Raw genomic sequence first — 12,387 nt, forward strand, 5'->3', positions numbered from 1 at the left:
GCGCGGCGCGGGGGTGGTTCGAAAGTCCGGACTTGGTCCGTGTGACCCCCGATCCAGGCGGCTCGCGGCGCAGGCGGTCCCGGATGCTGACGGCCCCCGAGCGGGCCGGTGAGCCCTGCGTATAGCGTGGGCCCATGGTGAAGGTGGGACTGACAGGCGGAATCGGAGCCGGTAAGAGTGAAGTCTCGCGGTTGCTGGCCTCCTACGGTGCGGTGATCGTGGACGCCGACAAGATTGCACGCGAAGTCGTCGCACCGGGGACACCCGGACTGGCGGCGGTCGTGGCGGAGTTCGGCGACGGCGTGCTGACGAAGGACGGAGCCCTCGACCGCCCCAAGCTCGGCGGCATCGTCTTCTCCGACCCCGCCAAACTGCAGGCCCTCAACGCCATCGTGCACCCCCTCGTCGGAGCCCGCTCCGCCGAACTGGAGGCCGCGGCCGGGCCCGATGCCGTCGTCATCCACGACGTACCGCTGCTCACCGAGAACGGCCTGGCCTCCCTCTACGACCTGGTCATCGTCGTCGACGCAGCCCCCGAGACCCAGTTGGACCGGTTGGTACGCCTGCGGGACATGTCCGAGGACGAGGCGAAAGCCAGAATGTCCGCCCAGGCCACCCGCGAACAACGCCTCGCTGTCGCCGACGTCGTTATCGACAACGATGGGCCACTGGATGCTTTGGAGCGGCAGGTTCGTGAGGTTTGGGAGCGGTTGGGGGAGGGGTGAGGGGGAGACGTTCTTCGGGGGCCTCCCCCACCCCCGCCCCTCCACTCCCTCCCCTCACCCTGCTTGTATCAGCGCCGCGTCCCTCTTCGCACTGCGCCGCCCACACCGAGGCGGCGACGCGATGACGACGGCGCCATGGTCTCCCTCGCCGACCTCACACCGGGAATGCAGTGGCGGGCGTCGTCGTTGTGCGATGTGAATCTGACCGGGTGGCCCAGGAGGACCGCTCGGTCCGCATCGGAAGGAGGCGGCCGTGCAACAGCGCAGCCCCGAAACCTATGTCATCGACTACCGTGCCGCGGAGCAGTTGCTGGATGCCCGCGACCCTCGCGGCGCGATCCGGCTGCTCGATTCGGTCATTGCCGCGCATCCGGAAAACACCGCTGCCCGGCTGCTGCGTGCTCGCTCCTTCTTCCTCGCGGCTCAGCTCCGCCCGGCCGAGCTGGAGTTCCAGATTGTGCTGGAGCGTGAACCGGACAACGCGTTCGCGCACTTCGTCCTGGGCCGTACCTTCGAGCGGGCCGGCCGTCCGGAAGAGGCGCAGCGCCATTTCCGTCTCGCCGCGGCCCTCGAACCGAGGCCCGACTTCCTCCAGGCGGCCCGCTTCGACACCGGCACCGACGACACCGGCACCGACGACGCGGGCCCCGATCTGCCGCCTGCTCCCGCTGCCTGATCCTGCGCTCCTGGTGCCCTGGGACGGGCCCGGACCCCGGGCCTTTCCTCCTTTCGCGGGTGACGACGTGGCTGGGGGCATCGGGGCGAGGGGCTACGGGGGACGCGCTCTGCCCCGTGGCCCCGACGGCCGAGGCCGGGTGATGGCATTGTTCCGCCCATGGTCGGGCTCGTAGGGCGGTATGTCCTTGCCCGGTTGGTAGTGGGGGCCCTGGTGGAGGTGCCGGATGACCATGGCCAGGTCCATGAGGGTCACCACGGCCAGGGCGGCGCAGGCGGCCGCCCAGCCGGGTCTGCCGACCATGACGAAAGCCACGGTTCCGGCGACAGCCCAGGCCAGCCCCCAGATGATCAGGCCGAAGCGGATCTTCAGCGGGCTACGTGCGTGAAGGGGCTCATTTCCCGTGCGCATTGCCATCCATCTCCCGCCTCCATGGTCCTCCCGAATCGTGGCGTCGTCACTCACCAATCCGTAGCGTCATGCCACCCTGCACAGCAGGTCGGAGTCCGTACGAGGGAGGGCTGGCGAGGCGCGGGCCGGTGATTCTCCGTATGCGGTTGGTTCGCTCTTCATGTCCTCCGGCGCACTCTCCGTGTCCGTCCACGCGGAGCACGGATGGGTGTCAGATATGGGGATCACCCGCCGGGCGTCTGTTGATCCAGGACAGGCCACCGATGTCGAGCCGGGAGCCTGCCCGGGGCACTGCTACGTAGGCGAGGCGGGACTCGTCGGGATCGACGGGGCCGGGGAGCGGTATCACCTCCCTCATCGCGCCCGCGTTGGACCGGCAGAGGATGGCTTGAGGGTCGTGGACCGCGGTGAGCTCCGTGGTGCGCCACGGCGCTCCGGTGAGGCGTAGTGGTGCGTTCGCCAGGGCCAGCCAGCGGTTCGCTTCGTGTGCGAGTGCCGGGCCGAAGTGGAAGGAGCGGGAGAGGCGGAGGAGTCGGCCGGGGGATCCGGTCATGATGTCGCGGGCTCCGCGCCAGCCGTAGACGGCCTGTGCGGAGTCGCCGACCAGCACCACCTGGGCGTGGTCCCGCTGTGCGTCAAGGACGCGTTCCACGACCGGGTTGGTGTCCTGGGCCTCGTCCAGGAGGAGAAAGTCGGCGGGGATGACGGGCTCCCGCAGCGCCCACATCTTGAGGTAGTGATCGTGAAGGAACCGCACCGCACCCCGGTCCGGATTCTGCAGGTCGGCCCAAGCCTTGCGGGTGTAGGGGAGGACGGCGCCGGCGAGTCGGCTGTGCAGCGGCTCGGCCTCGGCTCCGCGCATCGGAGGGACGTGGTGGTACGCGTGGCCGGGATCCGTGCACTGGCAGAAGCGGTTGACGGTGCGCAGCGCGGCACAGGACAGGGCCCGGTTGCTGATCTTGCGGAGGCCGAGGCGTAAGGACATTCCGGAGTCGATGCCGCGAGCAGCGCCGGTCCGCCATCCGGAGCGCCGGGGAGCGTCCATCCGGGCCCGGTATTTTCTGCCGACTTCGGCGTAGGCGAGGGCGCGCGCGGTGGTGCAGGCGGTCTCCGCGGGGAAGGCATGGGCGGCGTCCCGGACGATGGATCTGTCGAAGGCGAGGTAGCGGCCGCGTCGGCCTTGGGCTCGTGCCTCGTGCGCCAGCATCCCGAGCGTCGTGGTCTTGCCCGTCCCGGCGTCTGCCTGGATCACGAGGTGCGAGCCGGTCCGGAAAGCCTCCGCCGCCGCGGACTGTTCGGTGGTGGGCGTGGTGGTGCGGTGGGCGCGCATGAGCGTCTCCTCAACGGAATGGGTAGGTCACAGAAAGTAACTTCGTGACTCACTGTAACTCCTCGGTCGTCGTGGTGCGAGATCTTTCGCGAGCTGTGGACGACTCCCGCGAGGGAAGGCATGGCGTGGCGGGCGCGCGTGGAAGCTGATAGGGGAAATCGCAGCTCAGGGGCGATTGTCAGTGGCGTCTGGTTCCATCGGCGGTGGATCGACCGAATCGATCCGCGGACGGAGGATGCTCGCGTCGGAGCGGCGGAGAGCGGAAGGAAGTGGGGGCGGAGGGGCAGTGCGGACGACCGTAGACTCGCAGGCCGAAGCCGGGTGGCGGACCGAGGCCACCGAACCGGCGAGGTACGTGACAGCGAGTGATCAGTGGGCAGGGGTAGGCGTGGCGGCGGACGGCGAGCGGGCGGGACGCGCTGATTCTGCCGACAGTGCCTCGCCGAGCGCGTCCTCTCCCGTCGGGGGCGTGGCGCGCAGGGACTTGGCGGCGTGCGCCGCGCTCTTCCTGCCCGGTTCGCCGCCGCGTGCCGGGACCGTCGCGTTCTGGCAGCCGGACGGGGCCCCGCTCCCGTGCGGGGAAGCCGACGGAAGCGGAGAAGGGGGAGCCGGGGCGGCCACCGGCGGCGGTCCGCCCGGCGGCATCGCGCAACTGACCGTCGCCCGACGCCACGGCAACGGCGCGCGGAGCCGCACGGTCCCCGCCGTTCTCCTGCCGATCGCTGATGCGCTTCCCCTGCTGCTCGACGCCCGTAGCGACCCAGGGGCCCACCCGGCGACCGCCTGCTGGGGCGCCGCCGTCCTCCACACGCTGCACCTCGCGGCGCGTGGACGGCTGCTGCCCGGCCTCACCGAACAGGACATCGACGCCTGGCGCGCCGGGCCGCTCGACCCGGACGACGCCGCCCACCTCGCTGCCATCGCCGCGGCCATGCCCGGCGAGGCATACGCCACACCCCTGCCCGGCACCCGCCCGCTGCAGCTCCCCGACCCGGTCGCTCTCGTCCGGCTCTTCGTCGATGCCGTCACCGACACACTGCCGCGTACGCCGGGCGCCGCACTCCTCGCCGGACCCGCCTTCGCCGCCCGGGAGCCGCAGGCGATCCCCGGCATGCGGGAATGGGCGGCCGAAACCGCGGCCGGTGCGGACGCCGGAGTGCGCCTCTCCCTCCGGCTGGACCTTGCCCCGCACCGGCTCTTCGACGGCCCCGAGGCGCCGCTGCCCGCCACCGGAGGCGACACGGGCGGCCCGGCGCCGGAGCGGAATGCCGCCGCGGCCATCCTCCAGATCCACAGCCTCACCGACCCCACCCTGGTGACCGACGCGGCGGACCTGTGGGACGGCGCCGGGGCCGACCGCTTCGGCCCCCGCGCCCGCGTCGACACCCTCCTCGCGCTCCGCCGGGCCGCACGGATCTGGGCCCCGCTCGGTCGGCTCCTCGACCGGCCGGTCCCCGACGTCCTGCCGCTCGGCGAAGACGAACTCACCACCTTGCTGGGCGCGGTGGCGCCCCGACTGAAGGCCGCCGGAGTGGCCGTCCACTGGCCCAGAGAGCTGGCCCGCGGCCTCACGGCCACCGCCGTACTGCGCCCCGCCCCCGGCACCGCCGCCGACGGATTCGGCTTCTTCGACACCGACCAACTCCTGCAGTTCCGCTGGCAGATGGCCATGGACGGAGTGCCGCTCACCGAGGCCGAGATGGACGAACTCGCCGAGGCGCACCGCCCCATGGTCAGACTGCGCGACCGATGGATCCTGGTCGACCCCGCCCTCGTCCGCAAGGCCCGCAAACGTGAACTCGGCCTTCTGAAGCCGACCGATGCCCTCGCCGCCACCCTCAACGGCACCACGGACATCGACGGCGAAGAGGTGGAGGTCGTCCCCCTCGGGGCGCTCGCCGCGCTGCGCGACCGCCTCACCGACCCCACCCACATCCTGCCGCAGCCACCCGCGCTCCGCGCCACCCTCCGCGACTACCAGCTCCGCGGCGTGACCTGGCTCGACACCATGACCTCCCTCGGCCTCGGCGGCTGTCTCGCCGACGACATGGGCCTGGGGAAAACCGTCACCGTCATCGCCCTGCACCTCCACCGGCGCCCCACCGACCCGGTGCTCGTCGTCTGCCCCGCCTCCCTCCTGGGCAACTGGCAACGCGAGATCGAACGCTTCGCCCCCGGCACCCCGGTACGCCGCTTCCACGGCGCGGGACGCAGCCTCGACGGCGCGGACAGCGGATTCGTCCTCACCACCTACGGGACGATGCGGAGCAGCGTCGCCCAACTGGCCGACCACCCCTGGGCCTGGGTCGTCGCCGACGAGGCCCAGCACATCAAGAACCCCAGTTCCGGCACGGCCAGAGCGCTGCGCGATATCAAGGCACCCGCCCGCATCGCCCTCACCGGTACCCCCGTCGAGAACAACCTCTCCGAACTCTGGGCCCTCCTCGACTGGACCACCCCCGGGCTCCTCGGGCCCCTGAAGTCGTTCCGCGCGCTGCACGCCAGAGACGTCGAAGGCGGCGAAGTCCCCGGCGCCGCGGAGCGCCTCGCGCGGATGGTGCGGCCGTTCATCCTGCGCCGCAGGAAATCCGACCCCGGCATCGTCCCGGAACTCCCGCCCAAGACCGAGACGGACCACCCGGTGGCGCTCGGCCGCGAACAGGCCGCCCTCTACCGGGCGGTGGTCCGGGAAACCCTTGCCGCCATCGAGGGCGCGGAGGGCATCGCCCGCCGCGGTCTGATCATGAAGCTGCTCACCGCGCTCAAGCAGATCTGCAACCACCCCGCCCAGTACCTCAAGGAGGCCGCGCCGGGACTCGTCGCCCGCTCCGGGAAACTCGAACTCCTCGACGAACTGCTCGCCACCATCCTCGCCGAGGGCGGCGCAACCCTGATCTTCACCCAGTACGTCGAAATGGCCCGACTGCTCGAACACCACCTCCGCACCCGCGGCATCCCGAACCAACTGCTGCACGGAGCGACCCCCGTCGCCCGGCGCGAGGAGATGGTCGACCGCTTCCAGTCCGGCGACGTCCCGGTTTTCCTGCTCTCCCTCAAGGCCGCGGGCACCGGACTGAACCTCACCCGCGCCGGTCACGTGATCCACTACGACCGTTGGTGGAACCCGGCGGTGGAGGAGCAGGCCACCGACCGCGCCTACCGCATCGGCCAGACCCAGCCGGTCCAGGTGCACCGCCTCATCACCGAGGGCACCGTCGAGGACAACATCGCCGACCTCCTCACCGCCAAGAGAGCGCTCGCCGACGCGGTGCTCTCCACCGGGGAGACCGCGCTCACCGAACTGTCCGACGCCGATCTCGCCGACCTCGTCTCACTCCGGAGGCCCACGTGAGCCCCCGCCCCGCCTTCGGGTATCCCGACCCGTTCGCCGGTGGCGCCCGCCGTCGTCCGACGGGCCGACAGGCCGTCCCCGGCACCGCACCGTTCCGCGACCGGCACGCCGCCGGACGCAGAGCGGCCGCGGACCGCCTCGCCCGCGCCGACCGCTCCCGCACCTTCCCGCCACTGCCACCGCACACCGCGGGCGACACCTTCGCCACTACCTGGTGGGGCCGCGCCTGGCTCGACGCCCTCGAAACCACCGCGCTGGACCCCGCACGGCTGGCCCGCGGCCGCGCCTACGCCCGCGACGGCCATGTCGACACCGTCAACATCACCCCCGGACGCATCCTCGCCACCATCCGCGGCAGCCGACCACGCCCCTACAGCGCCGAGATCCGCCTCCGTCCCCTCCCCGACGAGGAGTGGGACACCCTCCTGGAGACCGTCGCCGCCGAACCGGCCCAACTGGCCGCGCTCCTGGCCAAGAAGCTCCCCGAAACACTCGCGGATGGCACCGTTCCGCTGCTGCCGGGGACCGGAGAGCTCGCGCCCCGTTGCTCCTGCCCCGACCACGGGCGCCCCTGCAAACACGCCGCCGCCCTCTGCTGCCATGTGGCCCGTCTCCTGGACGCGGACCCCTTCGTCCTGCTGCTCATGCGCGGCCGAGGCGAACGCGAACTCCTCGACGAACTCACCCGCCGCAGCGCCGTGCACACCGCGCGCGAGACCTACCCGAACCGCGGGAACCACAAAGCCCGCCAGGCCGACGCGCCCCAGGGGGCCGCCGACCCTCTCGTAGTACGCCGATCCCGCCCGGCGGCGCTGTCCCCGGCCGACGAGGTCCGCCCCGAAACCTCCGGCCCGGCCCACCCCACCGCCTCCGCGCCGGGCCGCACCCCACACCGAACGCCACCGGAGAGCCCCGCCCCGGCGGCACCGGAGGCCGCGGCCACCCCGGTACCCCACCAGGGCCCACCACAGGCCCCTGCGTCCCAATCCGCACACACCCGCCGCGGAGTGCTCGCTCGCGACGCCCTCGCCGCTCGGCCCCGCCCACCGCTCCCGCCACCCCCGCCGCTCCCCGACGGGCCCGGAAACACCCCGGCGCTCCCCGACGGCACGGGCCTCCCCTTCGACCCCGCCGCCCTCGAATTCCTCGCCACCGACACCGCCGCCCGGGCCCACGCCCGCCTGGCCGCCCTCGGGCAACCCGGCGCCCACCGCCGTAAGGACCCCGACCCGGCCGCCGCACTCACCCCCTGGCAGGACGCCCTCCGCCTCGCGGCCACCGCGCATCCCACCGCCGGGCTCACCTCCGCCACCCGCGCCCTCTTCCGCGACCTCGCCGCGGCCACCGGCCGCACCACCGAGGACGTCGCCCGCTCCGTCGCCGCATGGCGCCAAGGAGGCCACGAAGGACTGGCCCTCCTCGAAGCCCCCTGGGACCCACCCGCCGGAGACTTCGACCGCGCCCGCAGCGCCCTGCTCGCCGCAGGCCACCCGCCCCTGCGCCCCGAGCACAACCGACTCACCGACCCCGGCCGCCGCCACCAGCTTCGCTTCGGCCACGACGGCCTCTGGTACCCGTACGAATCCGACCCCGGAGCCGAGGTCTGGTGGCCCACCGGCCCCGCCGACCCCGACCCCCTGACCGCCCTCCGCGACCTCCTCACGCGATGACTGACCTCAATACGGTGGAAGGACTCAATACGGTGGAAGGACTCGACACACTCACCTGCTCCCTCGCACAGCGCACCCCCGAGCAGCTCGCTGCGCTCCTCACCCGGCACGCGGCACCCCTCTCCCTGCGCCCCGCAGCCACCGGACTACGGGACCTCGCCACCGCGCTGTGGTCGTACGAAACCCTCCACCACCTGGTGCTGCACCTCGACCACCCGAGACTCCAGGTCCTCGCCACCACCGCCCGCATCAGCCAGGACCGGGCCCGTCAGGACGCCCCGGTCCCCGCCGCCCCCTCGTCCGGCGCCGGCTACCAGTCCCTCATGGCGCACCGGCTCTCCTTCGCCCGCCTGGCCAGCGAACCCGTCCCACCCGACGCCACCTACACCGCCCTCGGAGCCACCCCCGGACCCGCCCGGGCCACGGCCGAAGCCGCCCTGCGCTCCCTCTGCGACGACGGGATCGCCGCCCTCACCGCCGACGGCCACATCGTCGTCCCGCCCCGGACCGCCCAACTCCTGGCAGCCGCCCCTCTCGGGCCGTTCGCCGTGGCACCGCCACGCCCCACCCCGCACCCCGTCCGGCCCGGCACAGGCGCCCTCACCCCCACCGCCCTCCACGACGAATCCGCCGCCGCGGCAGCTACCCTCGCCACCACCGCCGAACGGCTGCTCGCCGCACTCGCCACCCAGCCCGCCGCGCTCCGCAAAACCGGCGGCCTCACCGTCCGCGAGACCAAACGCCTCGCCAAGACCGCCGGAGCCACCGAGCCCCATACCCGTCTCCTCCTCGATCTCGCCCTCGCCGCGGAGCTCATCGCCCTGACCCGCACCCCCTCAGGCATCACCGCACTCCCCACCGCCGCCTACGACGACTGGCTCACCCGCACCCCCGGCGAACGCCTCGCCCCGCTGCTCACTTCCTGGTCATCCCTGTGGGGCCTCCCCACCCACACCCCGTACGGCGAAACCCCGACCGCCCTCGTCCGCGGTCACGACCGGCACGCCCCCGCCCTCCGGCACGCGCTGCTCGCCGCACTCGCCACCGTTCCCCTCGGCACCGGAGCCCCCCTCCCGCCGCTGCCGGACGCCTCGCAACCGGCCGGTGACACCACCGCACCCACCCCGCTGCGGGAACTCCTCGACACCGCCCGATGGCACCGCCCCCTCGCCTTCGACGCACAGCCACAGATCGAGGACCGCGCCGCCCACACCCTCCACGAAGCCGCCTACCTGGGGCTCATCGCCCACGGCACGCTCACCCCGCTCGGCGACGCCGTCCTCGCCGACCCCCGGCACCTCGAAGCGGCTCTCCACGACCTGCTGCCGACGCCCCTCGACCACGCCCACTTCCAGGCCGACCTGACCGCCGTGGTCCCCGGCCGCCCCACCGTCACCCTCACCGACCTGCTCGCCGCCATCGCCGACCGCGAATCCGAGGGTCACGCCGTCACCTGGCGCTTCACCCCCGCATCCGTACGCCGAGCCCTCGACGGCGGCCACCGCCCCGCTGACCTCCTCGACGCCCTTACCGCGGCATCGGCCGACGGCCGCCTGCCCCAACCCCTCACCTACCTCATCGAGGACACCGCGCGCGCCCACGGCCGGATGCGGGTGGTCCCCGCCGCCTGCTGTCTCCGCTCCGACGACGAGACCCTCATCGCCGAACTCGCCGCCCACCGCGCCCTCCGCCACCTCGGGCTCCGCACCATCGCTCCCACCGTGCTCGTCAGCAACCGCCCGCCCGCCGACACCCTCGAAGCCCTCCGTGCGTCCGGTTACGCCCCCGCCCTCGAATCCGACACCGGCGCCACGGAGGTGGAACGCCTCCCCACCCACCGCACCCACGCCCCCGTACCCACCCGCAACCCCGATGCCAGGCTGGCCCTCGCCCGCCGTCTCCTCGGCGCGCCCGACCCCGCCGCCGCGGGTTATCCACAGCCCTGACGTGCCGCCGCCCGCGTCAAGTAGCGTTTCACCGTACGGAGTCGAGCACGGCACAACGGGGAGGGTGAGGCCGGAATGGGGACACACGGCGTGAGTGACGGAAACGTGTCGAACGGCGTCTCGGGCAATATCCAGGGCACGGTGATCCAGGCCGGATCGATCGGGAGCGTCTGGCAGGCCCCACCGCCTCCGAAAGCCCCCACCCCGCGCCAGGTCCCGGCCGAGCTCCCCCAGTTCGTGGACCGCGAGCCGGTGCTGAAGGCCATCGACCGCTGGACCGGGGACCACCACGGCGCCCCGCGCGTCGCCGTCCTGAGCGGCATGGCCGGCGTCGGCAAGACCACCACCGCACGTCGATGGGCGCACCGGGACGCAACCCGCTTCCCCGGCGGAGCCTTCTACGTCGACTTCGCCGAGTTGCGGAGAGAAGCCGGAGGAGACGTCTCGGCAGGCGTGAGCCAGTGCCTGCGGGCCCTCGGCGTGGAAGACCCGTACCTGCCCCGCACCCTCGGCGAGCTGTCCGCCATGTTCCGCACCCGCACCGCCGGTGACCGGGTGCTCGTGGTGCTCGACGACGTGACCGAGCCTGCCCAGGTCCGGGCCCTGATTCCGGGCGCCCCCGGAAGCGTGGTCCTCGCAACGAGCCAAGGGCAACTCGGTGAGCTGACGATGGACGGAGCACAGCTGATGCCCCTGAAACCCTTCACCCCGGAACACGGCCTTGAACTGCTGCGACGCCTGTGCGGGGAGACACGCATCGCCCCGGACGACGAGGATGCCCGGCGCATCGTGGAGTACTGCGGCGGCTTCCCCGTGGCCCTCCATGTCGCGGCCGCCCGGCTCATGACCCACCCCCGGCTGACCACCACGGCCCTCGCCGCCGAACTCGCCGACGAACACCACCGCCTGCAGGCCCTGCGCATCGGCAAGGAACGCACCGTCTCCGCCGTCTTCTCCATCGCCTATGACGGACTCCCCGCAGAAGAAGCCCGGCTCTACCGGCTCCTGGGCCTGCACCCCGGACGCAGCTGGGACGCCACCTCCGCTGCCGCGCTGGCCGGAACGACACCCGCCGAGACCCAGGAACACCTCGACAGCCTGGAGAGGGCGAGCCTGGTCGACGCCGCAGCCGACGGCCGCTACACCTTCCACGACCTCGTCCGCCTCCACGCCCGCGAACAGGCCACCCACACCGACCCCGGCCCCGAACGCACGGAGGCCGTACGGCGGGTGGTGGACCACCTCCTGGCCCGCGCCGCTCAGGCCGACCTCTCCGTGATGGCCGCAAGGATGCGGATCGGGACGTACGTCGAGCGGCTGGACGGCACCGGGGAAGCCCCGGCCTTCGGCGACCGGCAGCAGGCGCTGGACTGGCTGGACACCTGGCGGAGCGAACTCCTGGCCGCCCAGCGCACCGCCGCGGAGCACGGCTGGCACCGTCCTGCCTGGGAACTCGCCGAGGCCCTCACCGCGCTCTACCTCAACAGGCGTTACCTCCACGACTGGGTCCGGTCCGGGGAGTTGGGCGCCGCCCACGCCGCCGCCGACGGTAATCCGGCGGCCGAGGCCCGGCTGCGTGCCCTCCTGTCCCGCCCGCTGATGGACCGGGACGAACCGGAGCGCGCCCGCGGTGAGCTGGAGACCGCCATCGCCAAGGCCGACGCATCCGGCCACGCCCTGCTCCGCGCCTCCGTCCGGGAGTTCTACGGCCGGTACTGGGACCGCTGCGATCCGGCCCGGGCCATCGCGACATACGAGGAGGCGATGGTGTTCTACCGCGCCGCGGGGGACGCCCGCGGCATCGCCATCGGCCTCTACTTCATGGGCTGCGCCGAAGACGCCGCCGACCGCACCGAACAGGCCCTCGGCACGCTGCGGGACGCCTACGACCGGTTCATGACACTGGACGACCGCAGGATGGGCGCCCGCGCCCTGGCCGCCATAGGGAGTGCCGAGCACAGGCTCGGCCGGGGCGACGAGGCCGTCGCGTCCCTGGAAGAGGCTGTCGGCATGCTGCGGGAGCGAGGCGCCGTCCACTACGAGGCACCGGCCCGCGAGACGCTGGCCGCGATAGCCGAGGAGCGGGGCGACCGCGAGCTGTGGCGGCGCCACCTGACCGCGGCGCTGGCCATCTACGAAGCGGGCGGAGCGCCCCGAGCGGAAGACCTGCGTCGCCGCTTGGCCCACAGCAGGGAGGAAGCCGAGGAGCCGCCCCGGACCTGACCCCGGCGCCCGACGGCGCGGGCAGTGCGCGCAGCCCCGCCCCGCCCCGGGCGG

The 12,387-nt window shown here is 72.9% G+C and carries 8 protein-coding genes; 6 read left to right on the forward strand and 2 right to left on the reverse strand.

Annotated elements, in window-relative coordinates:
* Positions 1 to 134: 134 nt before the first annotated feature.
* Both coaE and ACFWWQ_RS03405 read left to right on the forward strand, forming a co-directional pair.
* Positions 135 to 725, forward strand: coding sequence for a dephospho-CoA kinase (gene coaE, locus ACFWWQ_RS03400; RefSeq protein WP_384589297.1), 591 nt, complete (start codon positions 135 to 137; stop codon positions 723 to 725).
* A 253-nt stretch (positions 726 to 978) separates the two neighbouring features.
* Positions 979 to 1,401 carry a tetratricopeptide repeat protein gene (locus ACFWWQ_RS03405; protein WP_384589300.1) on the forward strand — a complete coding sequence of 141 codons (423 nt, stop codon included), beginning with the start codon at positions 979 to 981 and terminating at the stop codon, positions 1,399 to 1,401.
* Positions 1,402 to 1,494: 93 nt separating this feature from the next.
* Here ACFWWQ_RS03405 and ACFWWQ_RS03410 read toward each other — a convergent pair whose 3' ends face one another.
* Together ACFWWQ_RS03410 and ACFWWQ_RS03415 are read right to left on the reverse strand one after the other, a co-directional pair.
* Positions 1,495 to 1,818 carry a DUF6343 family protein gene (locus ACFWWQ_RS03410; protein ID WP_384589303.1) on the reverse strand — a complete coding sequence of 108 codons (324 nt, stop codon included), beginning with the start codon at positions 1,816 to 1,818 and terminating at the stop codon, positions 1,495 to 1,497.
* Between the two features lie 205 nt (positions 1,819 to 2,023).
* Positions 2,024 to 3,142, reverse strand: coding sequence for a UvrD-helicase domain-containing protein (locus ACFWWQ_RS03415; protein WP_384589306.1), 1,119 nt, complete (start codon positions 3,140 to 3,142; stop codon positions 2,024 to 2,026).
* 469 nt (positions 3,143 to 3,611) lie between these two features.
* On the opposite strand from ACFWWQ_RS03415, the gene ACFWWQ_RS03420 reads away from it, so the two are divergent.
* The 4 genes from ACFWWQ_RS03420 (at position 3,612) to ACFWWQ_RS03435 (ending at position 12,333) form a co-directional block, all read left to right on the forward strand.
* The gene (locus ACFWWQ_RS03420) at positions 3,612 to 6,494 is read left to right on the forward strand and encodes a DEAD/DEAH box helicase (protein ID WP_384589309.1); all 2,883 of its coding nucleotides are present in this window, start codon (positions 3,612 to 3,614) and stop codon (positions 6,492 to 6,494) included.
* Positions 6,491 to 8,164 carry a hypothetical protein gene (locus ACFWWQ_RS03425; RefSeq protein ID WP_384589312.1) on the forward strand — a complete coding sequence of 558 codons (1,674 nt, stop codon included), beginning with the start codon at positions 6,491 to 6,493 and terminating at the stop codon, positions 8,162 to 8,164. Before ACFWWQ_RS03420 ends, ACFWWQ_RS03425 begins: the two co-directional genes overlap by 4 nt.
* On the forward strand, positions 8,161 to 10,110 hold the full coding sequence (locus tag ACFWWQ_RS03430) for a helicase-associated domain-containing protein (protein WP_384589315.1): 1,950 nt from the start codon (positions 8,161 to 8,163) through the stop codon (positions 10,108 to 10,110). Before ACFWWQ_RS03425 ends, ACFWWQ_RS03430 begins: the two co-directional genes overlap by 4 nt.
* Before the next feature lie 90 nt (positions 10,111 to 10,200).
* Positions 10,201 to 12,333: an ATP-binding protein gene (locus tag ACFWWQ_RS03435; RefSeq protein ID WP_384589318.1), complete on the forward strand. Its 2,133-nt coding sequence runs from the start codon at positions 10,201 to 10,203 to the stop codon at positions 12,331 to 12,333.
* Positions 12,334 to 12,387 lie beyond the last annotated feature (54 nt).

The sequence above is a fragment of the Streptomyces sp. NPDC059080 genome, from assembly GCF_042739975.1.
In the GTDB taxonomy this organism is placed as follows: Bacteria; Actinomycetota; Actinomycetes; order Streptomycetales; family Streptomycetaceae; genus Streptomyces; species Streptomyces benahoarensis.

Bases quoted from the DNA above. Each gene is read 5' to 3' on its own strand.
- coaE (WP_384589297.1), top strand. From the start codon at position 135: ATGGTGAAGGTGGGACTGACAGGCGGAATCGGAGCCGGTAAGAGTGAA.
- ACFWWQ_RS03430 (WP_384589315.1), top strand. From the start codon at position 8,161: ATGACTGACCTCAATACGGTGGAAGGACTCAATACGGTGGAAGGACTC.
- ACFWWQ_RS03410 (WP_384589303.1), bottom strand. From the start codon at position 1,818: ATGGCAATGCGCACGGGAAATGAGCCCCTTCACGCACGTAGCCCGCTG.
- ACFWWQ_RS03415 (WP_384589306.1), bottom strand. From the start codon at position 3,142: ATGCGCGCCCACCGCACCACCACGCCCACCACCGAACAGTCCGCGGCG.